Below are 23,929 nucleotides of genomic sequence, written 5' to 3' on the forward strand. Positions count from 1 at the left end.
TCGGCGGCCCCCAGGAGACCTGCAATGAATCTCTGGCAACAGAACTACGACCCGGCCGGTAACATCTGGCTTTCTAGTCTGATCGCATCGCTCCCCATCCTGTTCTTTTTCTTCGCCCTGATTAAGCTCAAGCTGAAAGGCTACGTTGCGGCGTCATGGACGGTGGTGATCGCTTTGTCGGTCGCCTTGCTGTTTTACAAAATGCCGGTCGATCACGCTCTGGCATCCGTAGTGTACGGTTTCTTCTACGGTCTGTGGCCAATTGCCTGGATCATTATCGCTGCGGTATTCGTCTATAAAATCTCGGTGAAGACTGGGCAGTTCGACATTATCCGCTCCTCGATACTCTCGATTACCCCAGACCAGCGTCTGCAAATGCTGATTGTCGGTTTCTCCTTTGGGGCATTCCTCGAAGGGGCGGCAGGCTTCGGTGCTCCGGTAGCGATTACCGCCGCGCTGCTGGTTGGCCTTGGCTTTAACCCACTGTATGCGGCAGGCTTGTGCTTGATCGTAAACACCGCTCCAGTCGCTTTTGGGGCAATGGGCATTCCGATTCTGGTTGCCGGTCAGGTTACCGGGCTGGACAGCTTCGAGATTGGCCAGATGGTGGGCCGTCAACTGCCGTTCCTGACCATTATCGTGCTGTTCTGGATTATGGCGATTATGGATGGCTGGCGTGGTGTCAAAGAAACCTGGCCTGCGGTGATGGTCGCTGGCGGCTCGTTTGCTATCGCGCAGTATCTCAGCTCTAACTTTATCGGACCGGAACTGCCGGACATCATCTCTTCTCTGGTTTCCCTGGTCTGTCTGACGCTGTTCCTGAAGCGCTGGCAGCCGGTACGCATCTTCCGCTTTGGTGATATGGGCGCTTCGCAGGTCGATATGGATCTGTCGCGCACCCGCTACACCGCCGGGCAAATTATCCGCGCCTGGTCGCCGTTCCTGTTCCTGACAGCTACCGTCACGCTGTGGAGCATACCGCCGTTTAAAGCGCTGTTTGCACCAGGCGGCGCGATGTACCACTGGGTGGTCAATATTCCGGTTCCGTTCCTCGACAAGCTGGTTGCCCGTATGCCGCCGGTCGTACACGAAGCCACAGCCTACGCGGCGGTGTACAAATTTGACTGGTTCTCCGCGACCGGTACCGCAATACTGTTTGCCGCCCTGCTGTCCATCGTCTGGCTGAAGATGAAGCCGTCTGCTGCGCTTCAGACCTTTGGTAGCACGCTGAAAGATCTGGCGCTACCTATCTACTCCATCGGGATGGTGCTGGCATTCGCCTTTATCTCTAACTACTCCGGGCTTTCATCCACCCTGGCATTGGCCCTGGCGCACACCGGCAGCGCATTTACCTTCTTTTCGCCGTTCCTCGGCTGGCTGGGGGTATTCCTGACTGGATCCGACACCTCATCAAACGCACTGTTTGCCGCCCTACAGGCCACGGCCGCTCAGCAAATCGGTGTTTCGGATGTATTGATGGTGGCTGCAAATACCACCGGCGGCGTGACCGGAAAGATGATCTCTCCGCAATCTATCGCTATCGCCTGTGCGGCAGTGGGATTAGTGGGAAAAGAGTCTGACCTGTTCCGCTTTACCGTGAAGCACAGTCTGATTTTCACCTGCATGGTGGGTGTGATTACCACGCTGCAGGCCTATGTCTTAACCTGGATGATTCCATGATTGTGATGCCCAGACGCCTGTCAGACGAGGTCGCATCTCGTGTGCGGGCGCTGATTGAAGAACAACAGCTGGAAGCGGGCATGAAGTTGCCCGCTGAGCGCCAACTGGCCGTACAGCTTGGCGTGTCGCGCAATTCGCTGCGCGAGGCGCTAGCAAAGCTGGTAAGTGAAGGCGTGCTGATTAGCCGTCGTGGCGGTGGGACGTTTATCCGCTGGCAGCATGAAGCGTGGTCCGAACAAAACATTGTTCAGCCACTGAAAAGCCTGATGGCGGATGACCCTGATTACAGCTTCGATATTCTCGAAGCCCGCCACGCCATCGAAGCCAGCACCGCCTGGCACGCAGCTATGCGTGCCACTGCTGCCGACAAAGAGAAGATCAGGCTCTGTTTCGAGGCCACACAAAGCGAAGATCCAGATCTCGCCTCGCAAGCAGACGTTCGCTTTCATCTCGCCATTGCAGAGGCCTCACACAACGTGGTGCTGTTACAGACCATGCGCGGTTTCTTCGACGTATTGCAGTCTTCGGTGAAACAGAGCCGCCAGCGTATGTACCTCGTGCCGCCCGTATTTTCACAACTGACGGCACAGCATCAGGCCGTACTGGATGCGATTGTTGCCGGAGATGCCGACGGCGCGCGTAAAGCGATGATGGCGCACCTCAGTTTTGTCCACACCACGATTAAACGATTTGATGAAGATCAGGCCCGCCAGGCGCGAATCACCCGCCTGCCCGGTGACCCTGGTGAGAATAGCAGGGAGAACAACACATGATTATTTCAGCAGCCAGCGACTATCGCGCCGCAGCCCAGCGCATCCTACCCCCCTTCTTGTTCCACTATATTGACGGTGGGGCGTATGCAGAGCACACTTTGCGCCGTAACGTGGCAGACCTGTCGGAGGTAGCCCTTCGCCAGCGCGTGCTGAAGAATATGTCCGACCTGAGCCTGGAGACAAAGCTGTTCAACGAAACGCTCTCCATGCCGGTGGCCCTTGCACCTGTCGGTCTGTGCGGCATGTATGCGCGTCGGGGCGAAGTTCAGGCCGCCGCCGCCGCTGATGCCAAAGGCATTCCGTTTACGCTTTCCACAGTATCCGTATGCCCGATTGAAGAAGTCGCCCCGACTATCAAGCGTCCGATGTGGTTTCAGCTGTATGTTCTGCGCGATCGCGGCTTTATGCGTAACGCCCTGGAACGCGCTAAAGCGGCGGGTTGTTCCACGCTGGTCTTTACCGTCGATATGCCCACACCTGGCGCACGCTACCGTGACGCCCATTCCGGGATGAGCGGCCCAAATGCCGCACTGCGCCGCTACTGGCAGGCAGTCACCCATCCACAATGGGCATGGGACGTTGGCCTGAACGGTCGCCCGCATGATTTAGGCAATATTTCGACGTATCTTGGCAAACCCACCGGCCTTGAGGATTACATCGGTTGGCTGGCGAATAACTTCGATCCGTCGATTTCATGGAAAGACCTCGAGTGGATCCGCGAATTTTGGGATGGTCCGATGGTGATCAAAGGGATCCTCGATCCTGAGGATGCTCGCGACGCCGTACGTTTTGGCGCCGACGGCATCGTTGTCTCTAACCACGGTGGGCGCCAGTTAGATGGCGTGCTGTCTTCAGCCCGCGCGCTGCCCGCCATTGCCGATGCGGTAAAAGGCGATATCGCGATTCTGGCAGACAGCGGGATCCGCAACGGTCTGGACGTCGTACGCATGATTGCGCTGGGTGCGGATAGCGTGCTGCTGGGCCGTGCTTATCTGTACGCGCTGGCAACCCACGGTCAGGCCGGTGTGGCGAATCTGCTGAATCTGATCGAGAAAGAGATGAAGGTGGCAATGACCCTGACCGGTGCAAAATCGATTAGCGAAATCAGTCATGATTCGCTGGTACAAGAACTGGGAAAAAGCCTGCCTGCTGCGCTGGCACCTCTGGTTCAGGGTAGCGCGGCGTAACAATATCCCCATAAAACCCACTTTCTGCATGGTCGGTCTGTTCTCAGCCCGGCCATTTTTTATCCAAAAATAACGACCAGTTAACATTTATAACCAATATATTTGACAACTTTTTATCCACCTGTCAGATGTATATACAAGCTAATACAAGGGCGAAATATACAGATAACAACCATCATAACGGGCGAGGGTAACATGGCTTATTCCGGAAAAGTGAATATCCAGCAGGCGATAGATGACAGTCCTTTTTCGCGCTTCCACTGGGTCATTATTGTCCTGGGTTTTCTGGTCCTGGCCATCGACGGCTTCGATACGGCGGCGATGGGCTATATTGCGCCCACGCTCTCAGCCGACTGGGGCATCAAGAAGCAGGACCTTGGACCGGTGTTAAGCGCCGCGCTATTGGGCCTGTCATTTGGTGCACTGCTGGCCGGGCCGATTTCCGATCGTATGGGCCGTAAGCGTGTTCTGGTCTTTTCCTGTCTGTTTTTTGGCCTCGCCAGTCTGGGAACTGCCTATGCCCAGACGCTGAATATGCTCACATTTTGGCGCTTTCTCACCGGGCTGGGTCTTGGTGCTGCAATGCCCAATGCCATCACCCTGGTGTCAGAATTTGCACCAAAACGCTGTCGTTCAATGGCGATTAACACCATGTACTGCGGCTTTCCGTTAGGGGCTGCAGGCGGCGGGGTGATCTCCTCCTGGCTTATCCCTAACTACGGCTGGCACAGCGTCCTGCTTGCCGGTGCGATCGCCCCGCTGGCCCTCACCGTATTGTTGGTGCTGTTCCTGCCGGAGTCGGTGAAGTATCTGGTTCACCGCGGTAAAGGGGTTGCACAGGTTAAACGCATTGCTCAACGCTTTATGTCGGGAAGTCTGGAACAGGTTACCCAGTTTTATCTGGATGAAGACCGCGTCACGGTCAAAAAAGGCAGCGTGGCACAGCTATTCAGTATGCCCTGGCTGCCGGGCACGCTGATGCTCTGGATGACCTACTTTATGGGATTGGTTATCTATTACGTGCTGTTGAGCTGGATGCCAACGCTGATGCTGGGAATGGGCTATCCGCTGGCTGAATCCGCCTGGCTGACCTCACTGTTTACCTTCGGCGGTACCGCAGGGATCCTGCTGGCCGGTTGGTTAATGGACCGTTGGGAAGCGCATAAAGTGGTGTCACTCGGCTTTATTCTGACGATGCTGTTTGCCCTCGCTCTCGGGTTTGAACATAACCATATTATCCTGTTCGGCGCACTGATCTTCCTGATGGGGATTACCATGAACGGCGCGCAGTCCGGGCTGCAGACGCTGGCCGCCACGTTTTATCCGACCCACTGTCGCGCGACGGGCATTGCCTGGATGCAGGGCGTGGGTCGCTTCGGTGGCGTAGCCGGAACGATGATGAGCGCCCAGCTGCTTTCCCTGCAATGGCAGGCAGACAGTATATTAATGTTCCTCAGCCTTCCGGCGCTGGTTGCGGCTGCCGCAACGATTTACAAACTGCAACGCTATAAACCGCACGCGCTGACCGTCGCATAGTACCCGCGCTTTCTGCTATTCTGCCCCCCGTTATCAAGGGGGCAGTATGCTTAACATCGTTTTATTTGAACCAGAAATCCCGCCAAATACCGGCAATATTATCCGTCTTTGCGCCAACACCGGCTTTCGTCTGCATATTATTGAGCCAATGGGCTTTACCTGGGACGACAAGCGCCTGCGTCGCGCGGGGCTGGATTACCATGAGTTTACCGCCGTGCTGCGCCACCCTGATTACGCCAGCTTCGTCGCCGCAGAAAATCCGCAACGTCTGTTTGCCCTGACCACCAAAGGTACGCCAGCGCATAGCGCAGTAAGCTATCAGGATGGGGATTATCTGATGTTTGGCCCTGAAACTCGCGGTCTGCCACCCAGCATCCTCGACGCGCTGCCAGCCGAACAAAAAATTCGAATTCCGATGATGCCGGACAGTCGCAGCATGAACCTGTCAAATGCGGTGTCGGTGGTGGTGTATGAGGCCTGGCGCCAGTTAGGTTATCCCGGCGCGGTATTGCGTAGTTGATTTTTGTCGGATGGCGGCTGACGCCTTATCCGACCCACGAGATTTGTAGGCCCGGTAAGCACTGCGCCGCCGGGCATAGCTCGAAATCAGATGCCATCACCGTATTCGAAAGTATGATGAATCCCGTTGAAATGCTGATCCATATCCATAGACGGTTTATCGCTGTCAGGCTTACCGACGATGCGTGCAGGTACGCCTGCCGCAGTGGTATGCGGGGGTACCGGTTGTAAAACCACGGAACCTGCGCCAATCTTCGCGCCGCGCCCGACTTCAATGTTGCCGAGAATTTTTGCTCCCGCGCCAATCATTACACCTTCACGAATTTTCGGATGACGATCGCCGCCGGCTTTACCGGTCCCGCCGAGTGTGACGGATTGCAGAATAGAGACATCATTTTCAATCACTGCCGTTTCACCGACCACAATGCCGGTTGCGTGATCGAGCATAATCCCACGGCCGATTTTTGCCGCCGGATGAATGTCTACCTGGAAGGTAACGGACACCTGATTTTGCAGGAAGATCGCCAGCGCCTGACGCCCCTGATGCCACAGCCAGTGACCGATACGGTAGGCCTGAAGCGCATGAAAACCCTTCAGGTACAGAAGTGGGGTGGAATATTTATCGACAGCCGGGTCACGCGTACGTACCGCCTGAATATCACAGGCCGCTGAGGCAATCATTTCAGGATCGGCGGCATAGGCCTCTTCCACGACTTCGCGAATCGCAATGGCGGGCATGATTGGAGAAGCGAGTTTATTCGCCAGCATATAGCTTAGCGCACTGCCGAGATTTTCATGTTTGAGCAGCGTTGCGTGGTAAAAACTGGCCAACATTGGCTCACATTCCGCCAGTGCCCGGGCTTCCGCTTTAATGTTTTTCCAGACGATATCCAGTTCTTCACACGGCATTGCGTACTCCAGAAGGTAGCAAAACGACCGACCCGTTCTTCGCGGGTCGGGTCGTTAGATTGAAACGGTTCCTTACGGCTAGTGGCTGCTTCGCTCGTCCTTGCGCGCACGACCTAATAACGTCAATGCTGCCTCGCGCGCGTTTTTTCCGCAATACAATACTTGATAAATTTCCTCGGTTATTGGCATCTCGACACCAAAACGGTGCGCCAATTCACGAACTTCTTTCGTATTGCGGTAGCCTTCAACCACCTGACCAATCTTGTCCTGCGCGCCCTGCACGTCCATACCCTGGCCGAGCATCATGCCAAAACGACGGTTACGCGACTGGTTGTCGGTACAGGTCAGCACCAGATCGCCTAAACCCGCCATCCCCATAAAGGTGGCAGGATCGGCACCCAGCGCCGCGCCAAGGCGAGACATTTCGGTCAGTCCACGGGTGATCAATGCGGTACGCGCATTCGCGCCAAAACCGATGCCGTCAGACATCCCCGCACCAATCGCAATGACGTTTTTCACCGCGCCGCCAAGCTGCACGCCAATGAAATCCGGGTTGCTGTAAACGCGAAAGCTTTTGCCGCAGTGCAGCAACTGCTGGAGATCGTCAGCAAAGGCGTCGTCCGTCGAGGCCAGAGAAATCGCCGTCGGCATGCCCGCAGCCAGCTCTTTGGCGAACGTCGGACCGGAGATGACCGCCAGTGGAATAGCATCCCCCAGTGCTTCGCGTGCGACGTCCTGCAGCAGACGTCCCGTTTCCGCCTCCAGACCTTTTGTCGCCCAGACCAGTCGTGCGTCAGGACGCATCAATGGTTTGATGTTTCGCAGCACTTCGCCAAAGACGTGGCTCGGCACCACCACCAGAATATTACGACTGGCGGCCAGCGCAGTGGCTAAATCACTTTCCAGGCGCAGTGTGTCAGGAAAAGGCACATCAGGGAGGAACGCGACGTTGCAGCGATCGTGCTCAAGGGTCGCGATATGTTTCGGATCATGGCCCCACAGGACAACCTGATGGCCATTTCTTGCCAGGGTGATGGCAAGAGCGGTGCCGTACGAGCCGGCACCAATCACAGTCATTGAAGCATTACTTTGGTTCATCAGGCATCCTGATGTTCTTCAGTACCTTCGCCAGCCTGCTGCTGTAAATAGTTCATGAACAGCGCATCAAAGTTGACCGGCGCAAGGTTCAGTTGCGGGAACGTACCGCGTGATACCAGGCTGGTGATGCATTCACGGGCATACGGGAACAGAATGTTCGGGCAGTATGCGCCCAGGCAATGCGCCATCTGAGTCCCTTCGATACCACTGATGGAGAAAATACCGCCCTGCTGAACTTCGCACAGGAACGCAGTTTCTTCACCCAGGGAAGCCGTTACGGTGACACGCAGCACTACTTCATACACGTCATCTGCCAGTTGGGTAGATGCGGTATCAAGATCCAGTTTAACCTCTGGCTGCCAATCTTTCTGGAAAACATGCGGTGCATTTGGCGCTTCGAAAGACACATCCTTGGTATAGATACGTTGGATCTGGAAAGCCATTTCAGTGTTATTTTGTTCTGACATGTTTAGAAAACCCTTAGTGTTGTCCTTTAAATACTTTCAGTACGCCTTATCGCAGCAGGGGATCCAGTCCACCACGCGCATCCAACGCATACAAGTCGTCACAACCGCCAATGTGCTGTGCATCAATAAAAATCTGCGGAACCGTCGTACGGCCACTGCGCTTGATCATCTCTTCACGCTTTACGGCATCGCCGTCAATCGGAAGCTCCTGGAAACTCACACCCTTGCTGTTCAACAGCGCTTTTGCGCGATGGCAAAACGGGCAGGTTGCTTTGGTGTAGATCTCAATATTGGCCATGACTTATCTCCAGTGTTCTTTTTACCCTGCGGCATGAAAGAAGACGGGTAAATTACTTGCCGCGAACCAGTGGCAGATTCTCACCACTCCAGCCCGCTACGCCGTCTTTCAGTACGGATACCTGCTCAAAACCGGCTTTAATCAGCGCAGTTGCTGAATCCTGGCACTGCATGCCTGAACCATCAACCACAATCACAGGTTTGTTTTTGTGTTTTTCAAGTTCGCCAAAATTGTTGGCTTTGATTTCGCTCGGCAGCAGGTTAGTGGAGCCTGCGATATGGCCTTTGCGGAAGTCGTCGCGCTGGCGTAAATCCACAACAACGGCGTCTTCTTTGTTGATGAGACGTGTAGCTTCGCCGCGAGTAATCACCTTCACTTTTGAGGTCAGGCTCTTAAACGTGGTAAATAATACAGCCGCCAGTAACGCAATCCAGGCGATACTCAAGACAGGGTGGCGACTAACAAATTGCATAATTTCTTGCATGGGGGGTAACAACTCCCGACTCAGTGATTAAAAAACCAGGAAAGGAGTATACCTGCGCGTTGGCGCAAATACAGCCAGAGCGTGCATTGGATTGCATTTTTGCGGGGCGCTACGGAAAAAAAAATGTAAATCGGTGTTCCCCTTAGCACGCGATCCCCCATTATTTGATCTTCGGGGGCTACTTTATCGATTCAGCTGTAGTAAAATTACGCAATTATTTTTTATCTCTTGAGTGTGAGGTTGTCGCAATGTCGGTTTCTAAAAAACCTATGGTACTGGTGATTCTGGATGGCTACGGCTATCGCGAAGACAGCCAGGATAACGCCATTTTTAGTGCTAAAACCCCGGTAATGGATGCGCTGTGGGCAAAACGTCCGCATACCCTGATTGATGCGTCCGGTCTGGAAGTCGGCCTGCCCGATCGCCAGATGGGCAACTCCGAAGTGGGTCACGTCAACCTGGGCGCGGGCCGTATCGTGTATCAGGACCTTACCCGTCTGGACGTTGAAATCAAAGAACGTACTTTCTTCGCTAACCCGGTGCTGACCGATGCGGTCGACCAGGCAAAAAATGCCGGGAAAGCGGTACACATCATGGGTCTGCTCTCTGCTGGCGGCGTTCACAGCCACGAAGATCACATCATGGCGATGGTAGAAATGGCCGCTGAACGCGGCGCTGATAAAATCTATCTGCACGCTTTCCTTGATGGTCGTGATACTCCGCCGCGCAGCGCTGAACATTCACTGCAGAAATTCGAAGAGAAATTTGCCGCGCTGGGCAAAGGCCGCGTAGCGTCCATTATCGGTCGTTACTACGCTATGGACCGCGACAACCGTTGGGATCGCGTTGAACAGGCTTACGATCTGATGACGCTGGCGAAGGGCGAGTTCCAGTTCGCTACGGCGGTTGAAGGTCTGCAGGCTGCTTATGCCCGCGACGAAAACGACGAATTCGTTAAAGCCACCGTGATCCGTGCCGAAGGTCAGGCAGATGCTGCTATGGAAGATGGCGATACGCTGATTTTCATGAACTTCCGTGCTGACCGTGCGCGTGAAATCACCCGTGCGTTTGTTAACGCTGATTTCGACGGCTTCGCCCGTAAGAAAGTCGTTAACCTCAACTTTGTGATGCTGACCGAATACGCGGCAGACATCAAAACTGCGGTTGCTTACCCACCAGCATCTCTGGCCAACACCTTTGGTGAGTGGATGGCGAAGAACGAAAAAACGCAGCTGCGTATTTCCGAAACTGAAAAATATGCGCACGTGACCTTCTTCTTCAACGGCGGCGTAGAAGAGCCGTTCAAAGGCGAAGACCGCATCCTGATCAACTCTCCGAAAGTTGCGACCTACGATCTGCAACCGGAAATGAGCTCTGCTGAACTGACCGAGAAGCTGGTTGCAGCGATTGAGAGCGGTAAATACGACACCATCATTTGTAACTACCCGAACGGCGACATGGTTGGTCACACCGGGGTGATGGAAGCAGCGGTTAAAGCGGTTGAAGCGCTGGATCACTGCGTTGAGCAGGTGACTAAAGCGGTTGAGTCCGTTGGCGGCCAGTTGCTGATCACCGCAGACCACGGTAACGCAGAGCAGATGCGCGATCCGTCCACCGGTCAGGCACATACTGCACATACCAACCTGCCCGTTCCGCTGATTTATGTCGGTGGTAAGAACGTCAAAGCAGTCGAAGGCGGCAAACTTTCTGATATCGCCCCGACCATGCTGACGCTGATGGGTATGGAAATCCCGCAAGAGATGACTGGTAAGCCGCTGTTCATCGTGGAATAATCCCTCCCCATGAGGGGAAAGGCGATTAATACCATCACTCGGGCCGTGAAACCGCGTAAGTTTTCAGTCAGGCCCTTGTTCTACGCCAGCGCGCTTAGCGCTGGCGTATTGCTGTGCGCCTTTTCCGCCCACGCGGACGAACGCGACCAGCTTAAATCTATTCAGGCCGATATCGCGGCAAAAGAACGCGCGGTACGCCAACAGCAACAACAACGTTCCACTCTCCTCGCTCAGCTTAAAGCTCAGGAACAAGCCATCGCCGTTGCCGCAAGGCAGTTACGCGAAACGCAGAACTCACTGGCACAGCTGAACGCGCAAATCGCAGAGATGAACGCAGCACTCGCGAAGCTGGAAAAGCAACGAGCAGCGCAAGAGCGCAGTCTGGCAGCCCAGTTAGACGCCGCGTTTCGCCAGGGTGAACACACCGGTATTCAGCTCATCCTTAGCGGCGAAGAAAGCCAGCGCGGACAGCGCCTGCAAGCCTATTTCGGCTACCTGAACCAGGCGAGGCAAGAAACTATCGCGCAGTTGAAACAAACCCGCGAAGAGGTCGACTCGCAAAAAGCCGAGCTAGAAGATAAGCAAAGCGAACAGCAGACGCTACTGTACGAACAGCGCGCTCAGCAGGCTAAGCTGGAACAGGCACGTAACGAACGCCAGAAAACGCTTTCGAGTCTGGAATCATCGATTCAACAGGGTCAGCAGCAGCTAGGCGAAATGCGCGCCAACGAATCGCGCCTGCGCAACAGCATTGCTCGCGCCGAAGCCGCAGCCAAAGCACGCGCGGAACGTGAAGCCCGCGAGGCGCAGGCCGTACGCGATAAGCAACAGGATGCATCACGGAAAGGCTCAACCTACAAACCGACCGAAAGTGAAAAATCTCTGATGTCACGTACCGGCGGTTTGGGTTCGCCACGCGGCCAGGCATTCTGGCCCGTTCGGGGTCCAACCCTACATCGTTATGGCGAACAACTGCAGGGTGAGCTACGTTGGAAGGGGATGGTTATTGGCGCATCCGAAGGCACCGAAGTTAAAGCCATTGCCGATGGTCGCGTCATTCTGGCGGACTGGTTGCAGGGCTATGGCCTGGTGGTCGTCGTTGAGCACGGTAAAGGCGATATGAGCCTGTACGGTTATAACCAGAGCGCACTGGTCAGCGTCGGTACGCAGGTTCGCGCCGGGCAGCCTATAGCACTAGTGGGTAGCAGCGGCGGTCAGGGCAGGCCGGCACTCTATTTCGAAATTCGTCGCCAGGGTCAGGCGGTCAATCCACAGCCGTGGTTGGGAAGATAAGTTTTGCCACAACAATTTCGTCGTCTACTACTCTCTCTCGCCAGCCTGCTGGCCTTCGCAACACCTGTTTTTGCTGGCAAACTCGCCATCGTCATTGATGATTTCGGCTATCGCCCACACACTGAAAACCAGGTACTGGCGATGCCTTCTACCATCTCCGTTGCCGTTCTGCCTAACGCCCCACATGCACGTGAAATGGCAATCAAAGCGCATAACAGCGGGCATGAAGTCTTAATCCATCTGCCAATGGCACCGCTGAGCAAGCAGCCGTTAGAGAAAGATACTTTACGCCCTGAAATGAGCAGCGAAGAGATTGAGCGAATTATTCGCGACGCGGTAAGCAAAGTACCGAATGCGGTCGGTCTGAACAACCATATGGGCAGCGCGATGACCTCCAGCCTGTTTGGCATGCAGAAGGTGATGCAGGCGCTGGAGCGCTACGATCTCTACTTCCTGGACAGCATGACCATTGGTAACAGCCAGGCAATGCGCGCAGCGTCAGGAACCGGTGTGAAGGTCATCAAACGCAAAGTCTTCCTGGATGACACGCAAAACGAAGCCGATATTCGCCGTCAGTTTAATCGTGCCGTCGAGCTGGCGCGCCGCAACGGTTCCGCAATCGCCATTGGCCACCCTCACCCGTCTACGGTTCGTGTCCTGCAGCAGATGCTGTATAGCCTGCCAGCCGACATCACGTTGGTTCGCCCAAGCAGCCTGCTCAATGAACCGCAGGTGGATACCTCCAGACCAAACCTCACGCCACCGAAGAACGGTACACCTGATGCGCCGCGTAATCCTTTCCGCGGGGTGAAATTATGCAAACCGAAGCAGCCGTTAGAGCCAGTGTACGCCAGCCGCTTCTTCAGCGTGCTCGGCGAAAGCATTACCCAAAGCACGCTGGTGCAGTATATGCGCCTGCAGTGGCAGGGCTGGCAATAATCAGTCTTTGCTATCCAGCGTTAAATGAGCCAGGCGGCGCGGCGTCAGTGCTTTATCGCGCCACTGGCTAAAGCGGATGGCCCACAACAGCACCTGATAACCCAGCTTAACGCTGCAAATATTGCTTACCATACGCTTGAACATACCCGACACGAATACTTCAGCAATCATGCGCTGGCGGATTTTCTCGTCTGGCTCTTTACGTATGCAATGACAAACGCGTAGCGCTTCGTAAATCACCTGCTGTTTGAATTCCGGGTAAATGGGAATACGCCCGGCGTAGTCGTGATTCATCTTATCCAGCAGACGGGTAATTTTGATGTAGTGGCGCTGGTAAGCAAGGTTTTTCAGCCCGGTGCGCGGCAGACGGCTAACAGATGCGCCGTGCAGGAAGTATTTATACAGAGGGATTTCCGTGTAACGCGCGCGCTTCGCATTAAACATAAACTCCGTCGTCCAGATAATATCCTGGTGATGCAGGCCAGACAGGAAGGTCAGCCCCGCGTCGCGGATAGTCTGATGACGATAAACCCCCATCCAGACAACGTGTCGCCAACGGCGGCTGGCTAATGCTTTGCGTAACCAGTCTGGCCCAGTCATCACGCCGGTAGAACGAATACGATCGGTAGGAATGGATGCCCAGGTGTGGCCCGTCTCGGCAATACACCAGTCAGCGTTGCACTGCGCAACATCCAGGTTGTCTTTCAGCGCCATAGTCATCAGCGTTTCATACATTTCCGGATAGGCAATATCATCGCCGTCTACGTACGCGATGTACTCCCCCCTGGCGACTTTCATACCGGTATTGCGCGCCGCCGAAACGCCCCCATTGCGCTGGTGCAGCAGATGAACGTGCGGATAACGATCCGCATAAGACTGAGCAAGCTGCGCAGAGTTATCCGTAGAGCCATCATTAACAATGATGATCTCCAGGTTCTTCCAGGTTTGCGCAATCAGCGAATCCATACACGCAATGAACGGTTCACCCGTGTTGTAAAGCGGCATAATGACGCTCAGGAGACCAGGGATATAGGTCATATCAAATCCAGCCAGACAATAGAGTAATCGGCACTTTTTAGCATATTAAGCGGTAGATTTTCAGAAAAAATTATTAATTCTTTAGCGGAAAATGCGCCGGGCGGGAGAGATTGTGCAGGCAAAAAACGCCCCGGATGATTAATGATAATCAACATCCGGGGACAACACACAGAATCCACAGGGTGGATACGGTTAATCCCAGCTCAGGATCACTTTCCCTGACTGGCCTGAACGCATCGCGTCAAAGCCCTGCTGGAATTCATCGATGGAGAATCGGTGGGTGATGATCGGCGACAAATCCAGACCAGACTGGATCAGTGCAGCCATTTTGTACCATGTCTCAAACATCTCACGACCGTAGATACCTTTAATAAACAGTCCTTTAAAGATAACTTTGGTCCAGTCGATGGACATATCAGATGGCGGAATACCCAGCATAGCAATACGGCCACCGTGATTCATGGTGTCCAGCATAGCGCGAAACGCTGGCGGCGCCCCCGACATCTCCAGGCCCACATCAAACCCTTCGGTCATACCCAGTTCAGCCATCACGTCGGTCAGATTCTCTTTCGATACGTTGACCGCGCGGGTGATACCCATTTTGCGCGCCAGCTCAAGGCGATACTCATTAACGTCGGTGATCACCACGTGGCGTGCGCCAACGTGCTTCGCGACCGCCGCCGCCATAATACCGATTGGACCCGCACCGGATACCAGTACATCTTCCCCAACCAGATCGAACGACAGCGCCGTGTGCACTGCATTACCGAACGGATCGAAGATAGACGCCAGGTCGTCGGAGATATTGTCCGGGATTTTAAATGCGTTAAATGCCGGGATCACCAGGTACTCCGCAAAGCAGCCCGGACGGTTTACACCGACACCGGTCGTATTGCGGCACAGGTGAGTACGTCCACCGCGGCAGTTACGGCAATGTCCGCAGGTGATATGACCTTCGCCTGAAACGCGATCGCCGATTTTAAAGCCTTTAACTTCCTGACCGATGCCAACAACTTCGCCGACATATTCATGCCCAACGACCATCGGTACTGGGATGGTTTTTTGCGACCATTCATCCCAGTTATAAATGTGAACGTCAGTCCCGCAGATGGCTGTTTTACGGATTTTAATCAGCAAATCGTTATGACCGACTTCCGGTTCAGGAACGTCAGTCATCCAAATGCCCTCTTCCGCTTTCAGTTTGGATAACGCTTTCATTTCACATCCTCAGGCAATAACGCCCAGTTGTTTACCAATGCGTGTGAACGCCTCAACAGCACGCGTAATCTGCTCAGGGGTATGCGCCGCAGACATCTGGGTACGGATACGCGCCTGGCCTTTTGGAACCACCGGATAGAAGAATCCGGTAACGTAAATTCCCTCTTTTTGCAGTTCACGAGCAAAGTCCTGAGCGATCACTGCATCACCCAACATCACCGGGATAATCGCGTGATCGGCACCGGCCAGAGTAAAGCCAGCGGCAGACATTTGCTCACGGAACTGACGTGCGTTCGCCCACAGGCGGTCGCGCAGGTCGCTGCCAGCCTCAACCATTTCCAGCACTTTAATGGAGGCCGCAACAATCGCTGGCGCCAGTGAGTTGGAGAACAAATAAGGACGGGAACGCTGACGCAGCCACTCAACAACTTCTTTGCGCGCTGCGGTGTAACCACCGGATGCGCCGCCGAGTGCTTTACCCAGCGTACCGGTGATGATGTCCACGCGACCCATCACGTCACAGTATTCATGGGAGCCACGACCATTTTCGCCGACAAAACCGACGGCATGGGAATCATCAACCATGACCAGCGCGTCGTATTTATCCGCCAGATCGCAAACGCCTTTCAGGTTAGCGATCACACCATCCATAGAGAACACGCCATCAGTGGCGATCAGGATATGACGAGCGCCCGCTTCACGCGCTTCTTTCAGGCGAGCTTCCAGTTCCACCATATCGTTGTTGGCGTAACGGAAACGTTTTGCTTTACACAGACGAACGCCATCAATGATAGAAGCGTGGTTCAGGGCATCGGAAATAATTGCGTCTTCTGCGCCCAGCAGCGTTTCAAACAGGCCGCCATTGGCGTCGAAGCAGGAAGAGTAAAGGATGGCATCTTCCATACCGAGGAATGCCGCCAGTTTTTGCTCCAGTTGCTTATGGCTATCCTGGGTACCGCAAATAAAGCGAACCGAAGCCATACCAAATCCGTGAGAATCCATACCCGCTTTTGCTGCTGCAATCAGTTCTGGATGATTAGCCAGTCCCAGATAGTTGTTCGCACAAAAGTTAATAACGTGGCTTCCGTCCGCCACGGTGATATCCGCCTGCTGGGCAGATGTAATAATGCGCTCTTCTTTAAACAATCCTTCCGCACGTGCGGTGTCGAGATCGTTGGTTAACTGTTTGTAAAAATCCCCACGCATTTCAATTCTCCAGACTGGGCAAATTTCAGCACATATTACCCAAAGCTATACGTTGATACGAGATGACGCATCATCACTTCTTCAAAATGAAGCATAAATCACGTGTACCCGCACGGCTTATCGGTGAATGGCTGAAGCCTGAGCCATGTAGTGATATGATAGAAAGTATTCGTGTCTGAGATTGTCTCTGACTCCATAATTCGAAGGTTACATTTATGATCATCGTTACCGGCGGCGCGGGCTTTATCGGCAGCAACATCGTTAAGTCCCTGAATGATAAAGGCATCACCGACATCCTGGTGGTGGACAACCTGAAAGACGGCACCAAGTTTGTTAACCTGGTGGATCTGAATATTGCTGACTACATGGACAAGGAAGACTTCCTAATCCAGATTATGGCCGGGGAAGATTTCGGCGATATCGAAGCGATTTTCCACGAAGGCGCATGCTCTTCCACCACCGAGTGGGACGGCAAGTATATGATGGATAACAACTATCAATACTCCAAAGAGCTACTGCACTACTGCCTGGAGCGTGAAATCCCGTTCCTGTACGCATCCTCTGCCGCCACCTATGGCGGGCGCACTTCTGATTTCATCGAATCCCGTGAATATGAGAAACCGCTGAACGTCTATGGCTACTCAAAATTCCTGTTCGACGAGTACGTGCGTCAGATCCTGCCAGAAGCCAACTCACAGATTGTTGGCTTCCGCTATTTCAACGTCTACGGACCGCGTGAAGGCCACAAAGGCAGCATGGCAAGCGTTGCTTTCCACCTCAATACCCAGCTTAACAATGGCGAAACACCAAAACTGTTCGAAGGCAGCGAAAACTTCAAACGTGATTTCGTTTATGTTGGCGATGTGGCTGCGGTAAACCTGTGGTTCCTGGAAAACGGGGTATCCGGCATCTTTAACCTCGGTACCGGTCGTGCGGAATCTTTCCAGGCCGTTGCTGACGCAACGCTGGCGTACCACAAAAAAGGCAGCATTGAGTACATTCCATTCCCGGAAAAACTGAAAGGCCGCTACCAGGCGTTTACTCAGGCAGACCTGACCAACCTGCGCGCAGCGGGCTATGACAAGCCGTTTAAGACCGTTGCCGAAGGCGTAACGGAATATATGGCTTGGCTGAACCGCGACGCGTAAGAAGTTAGCATGAAAATACTGGTGATCGGCCCGTCATGGGTGGGCGACATGATGATGTCGCAAAGTCTCTATCGCACGCTCAAGGCGCGCTATCCCCAGGCGATAATCGACGTGATGGCACCTGCATGGTGCCGTCCGCTGCTGTCGCGGATGCCGGAAGTCAATGAAGCGATCGCGATGCCGCTTGGGCATGGCGCTCTGGAAATTGGCGAACGGCGTAAGCTCGGTCATAGCCTGCGTGAGAAGCGCTATGACCGCGCTTATGTGCTGCCTAACTCGTTTAAATCCGCGCTGGTGCCCTTTTTTGCAGGTATTCCACATCGTACCGGTTGGCGTGGTGAAATGCGCTACGGCCTGCTCAACGATGCGCGCGTGCTGGACAAAGACGCATGGCCGCTGATGGTCGAACGCTATGTGGCCCTGGCCTACGATAAAGGTGTGATGCTGTCGGCTAAAGATTTGCCGCAGCCTCTGCTGTGGCCACAGTTGCAGGTCAGCGAAGGTGAAAAGTCTCTGACCTGTAGTCAGTTCTCCCTTTCTGCCGAACGCCCCATCATCGGTTTTTGCCCGGGTGCGGAATTTGGTCCGGCGAAACGCTGGCCACACTACCATTATGCTGAACTGGCAAAACAGCTGATCGACGAAGGTCATCAGATTGTGCTGTTTGGCTCGGCAAAAGATCATGAAGCCGGAAATGAAATCCTGGCAACGTTAAGCGTTGAGCAGCAGGCCTGGTGTCGTAATCTGGCGGGCGAAACACAGCTGGAGCAGGCCGTTATTCTGCTCGCCGCCTGCAAAGCGGTCGTCACCAACGACTCTGGATTAATGCACGTTGCCGCAGCGTTGAATCGACCTCTGGTAGCGTTGTATGGCCCAAGTAGTCCGGACTTTACCCCGCCGTTGTCGCACAAAGCACGGGTCATTCGTCTGATTACGGGCTATCACAAAGTGCGCAAGGGCGATGCGGCAGAAGGCTATCACCAAAGCCTGATTGACATCACACCCCAGCGTGTACTGGAAGAACTCAACGACCTGTTGTTACAAGAGGAAGCCTGACGGATGCGGGTTCTGATCGTTAAAACGTCGTCTATGGGCGATGTACTGCATACGTTGCCCGCATTAACCGATGCGCAGCAGGCTATTCCGGGTATTCAATTTGATTGGGTGGTGGAAGAAGGATTCGCGCAGATCCCTTCCTGGCATGCAGCCGTTGACCGGGTCATCCCTGTCGCAATTCGCCGCTGGCGTAAAGCCTGGTTTTCAGCGCCGATTAAAGCCGAGCGTAAAGCATTTCGCGATGCGGTACGTTTGCAGCAGTATGACGCGATAATTGATGCGCAGGGTCTGGTTAAAAGTGCGGCGTTGGTGACGCGTCTGGCACGTGGCGTCAAGCATGGTATGGACTGGAGTACGGCCCGCGAGCCGCTGGCTAGCCTGTTTTATAATCGCAAACATCACATTGCTAAACAGCAGCATGCGGTAGAACGTACGCGTGAATTGTTCGCCAAAAGTCTGGGATATGCCAAACCGCAGTCGCAGGGTGATTACGCTATCGCTCAGCATTTTGTAAATGAATGTAATGCTGATACAGGACAATATGCCGTATTTCTGCACGCCACAACACGTGATGATAAGCACTGGCCTGAAGCCAACTGGCGGGACCTGATCGGGCTGTTAAATAATACGGGCATCCGTATTAAACTCCCCTGGGGCGCCCCTCATGAAGAAGAGCGTGCCAAAAGGCTGGCGGAAGGTTTTCCTTACGTCGATGTCCTGTCGCGGATGAGTCTGGAAGAGGTTGCGCGCATCCTGGCGGGAGCAAAATTTGTGGTGTCGGTTGATACAGGTCTCAGCCATTTAACCGCCGCATTGGATCGCCCCAATATTACGTTGTATGGCCCGACAGACCCGGGATTGATTGGTGGATATGGGAAGAATCAATACACACAGCAGAGCCATTCCGGAAAATTGCAGGATCTGGACGCAAGCTTAGTCAACGTATCGCTGGTTGAGAATAATTTGCTTTAACTTTAAGAGATGAACCATGCTTCGCCAACACATGTTTTCTCGCTTTGTTTGTAGTATAAAAAATAATCCATTCGATTTTATATACGTCTTATTTTATGCTGGGATCCTGGCAACTCTTGCGATGGTCCTGGTCAATCCAGATGAAGCGCTGAAGGTATTTATTTTCTCCACGGCTCTGTCTCTGCCGCTTATAGGAAAAAATATAAAGCATGTGTGCAGTAACAAACAAAACCTGGTTTTGCCTGTTATGTTGCTGCTCTTTGGTTTACTCCAGATTATTTGGGTAGAAGTATTTAAACAATCTGGCTCAGCCTTTACCGGTGCCTATCGTTCATACCAGAACGGTGGCAAAGTGATGATTTTTGCCGCACTGGTTATGACAGCTCTGGCAACGCGAGAGCCGTGTGCTAACAAAACTCGCATTACCAGTCTCTGGACGATCCTTACAGCAGTGGGTTTATATCTTTTCGCGGGCTATCAGGTCGCCGGGGCACCAGATATTATGACCTACCGTGTTGCTCTCGGTTTTGAACACCAAACCGGCACAGCCTACGCTCTGACGCTAATTGCATTATTAGCGTCTCAGGCTATTATTAATCTCCGTCTAAAACACACCGTTGCACTTTATCTGTTACATTTTTTGATATCGCTGGCAGTCATCATCACAACGCAAACTCGGGCTGCTATTTTGGTATACCCGATCCTGAGTGTCGGCCTATTCTTGATGTACTATCGTCACAACCGCACCATGCTATTAAGGGCACTGCTGGGTTTTGTAATACTGGTGGGAGTTGCTGCGATTCCCTTAAAACCAATCATTGAAAGCCGCTACCAGAACTTCCTGGTCGATCTGCACTCTTATAATCAAGACAATAGTAATACCTCTATTGGTGCGCGACTTGCGATGCAACGGGCAGGGATTGAATCTGGGAAAGGTCATTACTGGGGGCAGTCACTTGAACAACGCGGAGCAGAAATTCAGCGACTTGCCGTGCAAGATACTTCCTTACAAGGGGCACTTGAGTTCATTAACGTTCACCTGCATAACGAAATAGTTGATACCTTCTCGCTGAAAGGCATCCCAGGTGTTGTTGTGCTACTCTTGCTCTATACTGCCATGTTTTTAATAGCTTACTGTCAACGTAGTCCTCTGTTGTTCGTCGTCTCAGGCGCTATCGCTGTCTATGGCTTGAGTGATTTATTATTGTATGCCAAAGGTGAAGCCCTGAGCAGCGTACTGGCGTTATGTGTAGCAGCAGTACTGAGCTCGAATCCAACAAGAGAACGATGCCATGGTTAACACTTCCGGTTATTTACTGAGCATTATTATACCTACATACAACAACGCTGAACTCATCACAGCGACATTGGCGTCTATACATCAGAGCATCACCGATGATGTAGAGGTAATAATTGTTAATGATGGCTCTACGGATTTAACCGAAGAGCGTATAAATGCGTTTTACCGCGAAAAAGATTGCCATAATGTTAAATATATAAGCCAAAAAAATCAGGGCGTTGCAATCACTCGTAACGTTGGGCTTGCCCATGCGACAGGGAAATATATTGGCTTTGTAGACAGTGATGATATTGTCTGCCAGAATTATTTTACAATTCTCCTGCCTAAGTTAAGAGACGAAAAATATGACATTATCGAATTTAACTTAACTCGAGATATAAACAATTTGTATAAAAACGCGCCGGAAATGGAAAACAACATTGCCCAGCGCGAAATAATATTATCAGATGATAATTACGCTCCTCTGTTACCAACATTCAAGGCTGGGCAATGGCATCTGATGACAAAAATCTTTCACCGCAATATCATTGGTAGCGATAAGTTCGAGGAACATCATCGCTACGAAGACGTGATTTTTTGCCCATTCCAGTATTTTAAATGCAATAAGATTCTAAAAATCGAGAATAAGCTATATTACTACCGAGTAAATGATAAAAGCATTACCGAGAACATTATTGATAGTGATGCTGACAGCATCTTCTTTGCTATGCGAAAAATGTATAAATATATTAATGAAAATAGCGCCAAGCGTACTGTTGCGACATTTATGATTATTAATTGCTTTCTCGAAGGACGTAAAATTTTACGCAAGAAAAAAGGCTATTATCGTTATAGCGAAAGTATGCTAAATGACATTCAGAATGCACTTGCATGCTGCGATACGAAAATCGTTAAGAAGAAAATAATTCTGAAGATGAAATATCCCCATATCGATCGTTCTATTTCTGAAACAAGATATAAGATAATATCTGCTTGCAAAAGCTTATTCTTGCGAAAGGGATTTTAACATGTTTGAAAAAATTGACCGGATTCTTATTTGCAAGCTCAAGTTTTATGGGGATGTTCTGCTAACTACACCTGTTATTGCCAGCATTCGGGCTCGTTATCCGCAAGCTAAGATCGATCTGCTACTCTATAAAGATACCAAAGCAATCTTAGCCGCCCATAAAGATATTAATAATTTTTATCTGATTGAGAAAAAGCAGGGCCTGCTGTCAACAGTGAAAAATTACCTTTCAGTGCGTAAACAACTGAAGAAAAATCACTACGACCTGATCGTTAACCTCACCGAACAATGGCCGATCGGCGCTCTTATAGCCTCTTTACGTTGCCCTTCAATTGCTTTTGAGCGCGAAAAAGATCTGTGGAATCGACTTTTTACGCGCGTAACGCCATTCATTGGTACGCATATTGTTGAACAAAATTTATCTATTCTAAAAGGTATCGGGTTTAGCGAAACAGAACTGAAGAAAGAGATGTCGCTGAGTTATCGTCAGGACGATTATCAACATCTGGTATCCCTGTTACCCACGTTGCCAGCGCAGAAATATGTCGTTATTCAGCCCACTGCCAGGCAAGAGTTTAAATGCTGGGATGATGATAAATTCGCGCATGTTATAGACCACCTGCACCAACGAGGTCTGCACGTCTATCTTACCTGTGGGCCAGCGCTAAGTGAGCAGCAGCAGGTTCAGCGCATTGCTGAACTGTGCCAATCGTCCCCTGACCTGACGCTGGCAGGTAAAACCACCTTTTTGCAGTTGGCTGCATTGATCGATCATGCAGTTCTGTACATTGGCGTCGATTCTGCTCCTATGCATATGGCAGCGGCGCTAAAGACACCACAGGTCTGCCTGTTTGGCGCCACCAATTATCAACAGTGGAAGCCATGGTCGGATAAAGCCTTATTGATTTGGGCTGGCGATTATCATCCGATGCCTTCTCGGGATGAACTCGACAGATCAAAAAAATATCTCACATGGATACCGGAGCAAGCCGTGATTGACGCTATCGACACGGTACTTCATGATAATGACAATGTTCAAGGTAATGAGAAAGCATAAATGGACAACAAAAATAACGTTATTAATATTGCTTACTGTACAGATGCTAACTATCTGGAATATGTAGCAGTGTCCATTATGTCCGTCATAATGAACAACCCGGAACAGGACCTGTCATTTTTCGTTTTTGTCTATGATGTTACTGACGAAGATATCAATAAACTGCGTTCAACCAGTGATAAAATTCAGGTAATCAATATCGATAAAGAAGAGATTGAAAAGTATAACAATGACTTTTCAATAAAACACCTGAATCGTTCGACCTATATGCGTCTGGCCGTACCGCGCTTACTAAAAGATACAGTTGAGCGTTTTATCTACTTAGATGCCGATACCCTGTGTTTTGATAAGCTCAATGACATTAACAGCATTGATATCAGCAACGTCATTTGTGCTGTCAGTCACGACTCTCTCGATATTCACGATACAAAAAATGCCAAGCGTCTGGGCCTTAGTACTGGTCATTATTTCAATGCTGGTTTTTTGTATATTAACATTGAAAACTGGATCAAGTTTGATATTGAAAACAAAGCAAACACCGTGTTATTTGAACAAGGTAAATCCTTGCCTTACTTTGACCAAGATGCACTCAATATCGCAATAGATGGTAACGTTAAGTTTATTGATAACCGATGGAATTTTTTGTTCAACTGGTTTACCGATCAACAAAAAGAGATATTCTTCTACCAAAAAGATATTCTGCCAAGAATTATCCACTTCACTGGTGGAAGGAAGCCCTGGTATAAAGAACATACTGGGCTTTCACAGCAACTTTATCTCTTCTACCATCATTTCACGCCATGGCGAAATACTGCATTGCGCTCCTATGCTCCACGCATGAGACCTACTGATTATCGGGTCTATTCACGCCAGGAAGCTAAAAAAGGGAATTACTGCGCATCTGTCAAATGGTATTTGAAATACCTTAAGACTAAATTACGTTAATAAAAAA

23 protein-coding genes are annotated in these 23,929 nt (G+C 51.8%); 15 read left to right on the plus strand and 8 right to left on the minus strand.

Annotated elements, in window-relative coordinates; all coding sequences use genetic code 11:
• Window positions 1-24: 24 nt before the first annotated feature.
• The 5 genes from lldP to trmL all read left to right on the plus strand — a co-directional run bounded on the left by lldP (window position 25) and on the right by trmL (window position 5,696).
• The gene (gene lldP, locus OGV71_RS06550; protein ID WP_003837651.1) at window positions 25-1,680 is read left to right on the plus strand and encodes an L-lactate permease; all 1,656 of its coding nucleotides are present in this window, start codon (window positions 25-27) and stop codon (window positions 1,678-1,680) included.
• Window positions 1,677-2,453, plus strand: coding sequence for a transcriptional regulator LldR (lldR, locus tag OGV71_RS06555; protein ID WP_003837649.1), 777 nt, complete (start codon window positions 1,677-1,679; stop codon window positions 2,451-2,453). The genes lldP and lldR overlap by 4 nt, the downstream gene beginning before the upstream one ends.
• Complete coding sequence (gene lldD, locus OGV71_RS06560) at window positions 2,450-3,640, plus strand: FMN-dependent L-lactate dehydrogenase LldD (RefSeq protein ID WP_057064456.1); 1,191 nt, start codon at window positions 2,450-2,452, stop codon at window positions 3,638-3,640. The genes lldR and lldD overlap by 4 nt, the downstream gene beginning before the upstream one ends.
• Window positions 3,641-3,835: 195 nt before the next feature.
• The gene (locus OGV71_RS06565) at window positions 3,836-5,176 is read left to right on the plus strand and encodes an MFS transporter (RefSeq protein WP_003024165.1); all 1,341 of its coding nucleotides are present in this window, start codon (window positions 3,836-3,838) and stop codon (window positions 5,174-5,176) included.
• Window positions 5,177-5,222: 46 nt separating this feature from the next.
• The gene (gene trmL / locus OGV71_RS06570; RefSeq protein ID WP_003024163.1) at window positions 5,223-5,696 is read left to right on the plus strand and encodes a tRNA (uridine(34)/cytosine(34)/5-carboxymethylaminomethyluridine(34)-2'-O)-methyltransferase TrmL; all 474 of its coding nucleotides are present in this window, start codon (window positions 5,223-5,225) and stop codon (window positions 5,694-5,696) included.
• A gap of 86 nt (window positions 5,697-5,782) precedes the next feature.
• Here the strand turns inward: trmL and cysE are convergent, their stop codons facing one another.
• The 5 genes from cysE to OGV71_RS06595 form a co-directional block, all read right to left on the minus strand.
• A complete protein-coding gene (gene cysE / locus OGV71_RS06575; RefSeq protein ID WP_003024160.1) occupies window positions 5,783-6,604 on the minus strand; it encodes a serine O-acetyltransferase in 822 nt (273 codons plus the stop codon).
• Window positions 6,605-6,682: 78 nt separating this feature from the next.
• The gene (gene gpsA / locus OGV71_RS06580) at window positions 6,683-7,702 is read right to left on the minus strand and encodes an NAD(P)H-dependent glycerol-3-phosphate dehydrogenase (RefSeq protein WP_032950514.1); all 1,020 of its coding nucleotides are present in this window, start codon (window positions 7,700-7,702) and stop codon (window positions 6,683-6,685) included.
• The gene (gene secB / locus OGV71_RS06585) at window positions 7,702-8,169 is read right to left on the minus strand and encodes a protein-export chaperone SecB (RefSeq protein ID WP_003024155.1); all 468 of its coding nucleotides are present in this window, start codon (window positions 8,167-8,169) and stop codon (window positions 7,702-7,704) included. Before secB ends, gpsA begins: the two co-directional genes overlap by 1 nt.
• A 46-nt stretch (window positions 8,170-8,215) precedes the next feature.
• Complete coding sequence (gene grxC / locus OGV71_RS06590) at window positions 8,216-8,467, minus strand: glutaredoxin 3 (protein WP_003024152.1); 252 nt, start codon at window positions 8,465-8,467, stop codon at window positions 8,216-8,218.
• Between the two features lie 52 nt (window positions 8,468-8,519).
• Complete coding sequence (locus tag OGV71_RS06595; RefSeq protein WP_003024148.1) at window positions 8,520-8,951, minus strand: rhodanese-like domain-containing protein; 432 nt, start codon at window positions 8,949-8,951, stop codon at window positions 8,520-8,522.
• 248 nt (window positions 8,952-9,199) lie between these two features.
• On the opposite strand from OGV71_RS06595, the gene gpmM reads away from it, so the two are divergent.
• Genes gpmM through OGV71_RS06610 form a run of 3 tightly spaced genes read left to right on the plus strand, consistent with a single transcriptional unit; the run spans window position 9,200 to window position 12,976 of the window.
• A complete protein-coding gene (gene gpmM / locus OGV71_RS06600; RefSeq protein ID WP_032950516.1) occupies window positions 9,200-10,744 on the plus strand; it encodes a 2,3-bisphosphoglycerate-independent phosphoglycerate mutase in 1,545 nt (514 codons plus the stop codon).
• A 33-nt stretch (window positions 10,745-10,777) separates the two neighbouring features.
• On the plus strand, window positions 10,778-12,037 hold the full coding sequence (gene envC, locus OGV71_RS06605; protein WP_229235822.1) for a murein hydrolase activator EnvC: 1,260 nt from the start codon (window positions 10,778-10,780) through the stop codon (window positions 12,035-12,037).
• Window positions 12,038-12,040: 3 nt separating this feature from the next.
• Window positions 12,041-12,976, plus strand: coding sequence for a divergent polysaccharide deacetylase family protein (locus tag OGV71_RS06610; protein ID WP_003024138.1), 936 nt, complete (start codon window positions 12,041-12,043; stop codon window positions 12,974-12,976).
• Here the strand turns inward: OGV71_RS06610 and OGV71_RS06615 are convergent, their stop codons facing one another.
• The 3 genes from OGV71_RS06615 to kbl form a co-directional block, all read right to left on the minus strand.
• On the minus strand, window positions 12,977-14,014 hold the full coding sequence (locus OGV71_RS06615) for a glycosyltransferase (protein ID WP_204583178.1): 1,038 nt from the start codon (window positions 14,012-14,014) through the stop codon (window positions 12,977-12,979).
• A gap of 192 nt (window positions 14,015-14,206) precedes the next feature.
• Window positions 14,207-15,232 (minus strand): L-threonine 3-dehydrogenase, encoded by a 1,026-nt coding sequence (gene tdh, locus OGV71_RS06620; RefSeq protein WP_003024132.1) that lies wholly within the window; start codon window positions 15,230-15,232, stop codon window positions 14,207-14,209.
• A 9-nt stretch (window positions 15,233-15,241) separates the two neighbouring features.
• Entirely contained in the window at window positions 15,242-16,438 is a 1,197-nt protein-coding gene (gene kbl, locus OGV71_RS06625; RefSeq protein ID WP_003837635.1) for a glycine C-acetyltransferase, read from the minus strand.
• A 215-nt stretch (window positions 16,439-16,653) separates the two neighbouring features.
• On the opposite strand from kbl, the gene rfaD reads away from it, so the two are divergent.
• Genes rfaD through OGV71_RS06660 form a run of 7 tightly spaced genes read left to right on the plus strand, consistent with a single transcriptional unit; the run spans window position 16,654 to window position 23,922 of the window.
• The gene (rfaD, locus tag OGV71_RS06630; RefSeq protein WP_003827312.1) at window positions 16,654-17,586 is read left to right on the plus strand and encodes an ADP-glyceromanno-heptose 6-epimerase; all 933 of its coding nucleotides are present in this window, start codon (window positions 16,654-16,656) and stop codon (window positions 17,584-17,586) included.
• A gap of 9 nt (window positions 17,587-17,595) precedes the next feature.
• Window positions 17,596-18,642 carry an ADP-heptose--LPS heptosyltransferase RfaF gene (rfaF, locus tag OGV71_RS06635; protein WP_071685699.1) on the plus strand — a complete coding sequence of 349 codons (1,047 nt, stop codon included), beginning with the start codon at window positions 17,596-17,598 and terminating at the stop codon, window positions 18,640-18,642.
• A 3-nt stretch (window positions 18,643-18,645) separates the two neighbouring features.
• Complete coding sequence (gene rfaC, locus OGV71_RS06640; RefSeq protein ID WP_204583177.1) at window positions 18,646-19,614, plus strand: lipopolysaccharide heptosyltransferase RfaC; 969 nt, start codon at window positions 18,646-18,648, stop codon at window positions 19,612-19,614.
• Between the two features lie 16 nt (window positions 19,615-19,630).
• Entirely contained in the window at window positions 19,631-20,914 is a 1,284-nt protein-coding gene (locus OGV71_RS06645) for an O-antigen ligase family protein (RefSeq protein WP_268045665.1), read from the plus strand.
• The gene (locus tag OGV71_RS06650; RefSeq protein ID WP_257651350.1) at window positions 20,907-21,920 is read left to right on the plus strand and encodes a glycosyltransferase family 2 protein; all 1,014 of its coding nucleotides are present in this window, start codon (window positions 20,907-20,909) and stop codon (window positions 21,918-21,920) included. The genes OGV71_RS06645 and OGV71_RS06650 overlap by 8 nt, the downstream gene beginning before the upstream one ends.
• 1 nt (window position 21,921) lies before the next feature.
• Window positions 21,922-22,977, plus strand: coding sequence for a lipopolysaccharide core heptosyltransferase RfaQ (gene rfaQ / locus OGV71_RS06655; RefSeq protein ID WP_286532900.1), 1,056 nt, complete (start codon window positions 21,922-21,924; stop codon window positions 22,975-22,977).
• Window positions 22,978-23,922, plus strand: coding sequence for a glycosyltransferase family 8 protein (locus OGV71_RS06660; protein ID WP_204583176.1), 945 nt, complete (start codon window positions 22,978-22,980; stop codon window positions 23,920-23,922).
• Window positions 23,923-23,929 lie beyond the last annotated feature (7 nt).

The sequence above is a fragment of the Citrobacter sp. Cf088 genome (assembly GCF_030334295.1).
In the GTDB taxonomy this organism is placed as follows: Bacteria; Pseudomonadota; Gammaproteobacteria; order Enterobacterales; family Enterobacteriaceae; genus Citrobacter; species Citrobacter freundii.

Bases quoted from the DNA above. Each gene is read 5' to 3' on its own strand.
- lldR (WP_003837649.1), top strand. From the start codon at position 1,677: ATGATTGTGATGCCCAGACGCCTGTCAGACGAGGTCGCATCTCGTGTG.
- secB (WP_003024155.1), bottom strand. From the start codon at position 8,169: ATGTCAGAACAAAATAACACTGAAATGGCTTTCCAGATCCAACGTATC.
- kbl (WP_003837635.1), bottom strand. From the start codon at position 16,438: ATGCGTGGGGATTTTTACAAACAGTTAACCAACGATCTCGACACCGCA.
- lldD (WP_057064456.1), top strand. From the start codon at position 2,450: ATGATTATTTCAGCAGCCAGCGACTATCGCGCCGCAGCCCAGCGCATC.
- tdh (WP_003024132.1), bottom strand. From the start codon at position 15,232: ATGAAAGCGTTATCCAAACTGAAAGCGGAAGAGGGCATTTGGATGACT.
- cysE (WP_003024160.1), bottom strand. From the start codon at position 6,604: ATGCCGTGTGAAGAACTGGATATCGTCTGGAAAAACATTAAAGCGGAA.
- rfaC (WP_204583177.1), top strand. From the start codon at position 18,646: ATGCGGGTTCTGATCGTTAAAACGTCGTCTATGGGCGATGTACTGCAT.
- OGV71_RS06565 (WP_003024165.1), top strand. From the start codon at position 3,836: ATGGCTTATTCCGGAAAAGTGAATATCCAGCAGGCGATAGATGACAGT.
- grxC (WP_003024152.1), bottom strand. From the start codon at position 8,467: ATGGCCAATATTGAGATCTACACCAAAGCAACCTGCCCGTTTTGCCAT.
- lldP (WP_003837651.1), top strand. From the start codon at position 25: ATGAATCTCTGGCAACAGAACTACGACCCGGCCGGTAACATCTGGCTT.
- OGV71_RS06645 (WP_268045665.1), top strand. From the start codon at position 19,631: ATGCTTCGCCAACACATGTTTTCTCGCTTTGTTTGTAGTATAAAAAAT.
- rfaD (WP_003827312.1), top strand. From the start codon at position 16,654: ATGATCATCGTTACCGGCGGCGCGGGCTTTATCGGCAGCAACATCGTT.
- trmL (WP_003024163.1), top strand. From the start codon at position 5,223: ATGCTTAACATCGTTTTATTTGAACCAGAAATCCCGCCAAATACCGGC.
- OGV71_RS06615 (WP_204583178.1), bottom strand. From the start codon at position 14,014: ATGACCTATATCCCTGGTCTCCTGAGCGTCATTATGCCGCTTTACAAC.
- gpsA (WP_032950514.1), bottom strand. From the start codon at position 7,702: ATGAACCAAAGTAATGCTTCAATGACTGTGATTGGTGCCGGCTCGTAC.
- rfaF (WP_071685699.1), top strand. From the start codon at position 17,596: ATGAAAATACTGGTGATCGGCCCGTCATGGGTGGGCGACATGATGATG.
- gpmM (WP_032950516.1), top strand. From the start codon at position 9,200: ATGTCGGTTTCTAAAAAACCTATGGTACTGGTGATTCTGGATGGCTAC.
- OGV71_RS06660 (WP_204583176.1), top strand. From the start codon at position 22,978: ATGGACAACAAAAATAACGTTATTAATATTGCTTACTGTACAGATGCT.
- rfaQ (WP_286532900.1), top strand. From the start codon at position 21,922: ATGTTTGAAAAAATTGACCGGATTCTTATTTGCAAGCTCAAGTTTTAT.
- OGV71_RS06650 (WP_257651350.1), top strand. From the start codon at position 20,907: ATGGTTAACACTTCCGGTTATTTACTGAGCATTATTATACCTACATAC.
- OGV71_RS06595 (WP_003024148.1), bottom strand. From the start codon at position 8,951: ATGCAAGAAATTATGCAATTTGTTAGTCGCCACCCTGTCTTGAGTATC.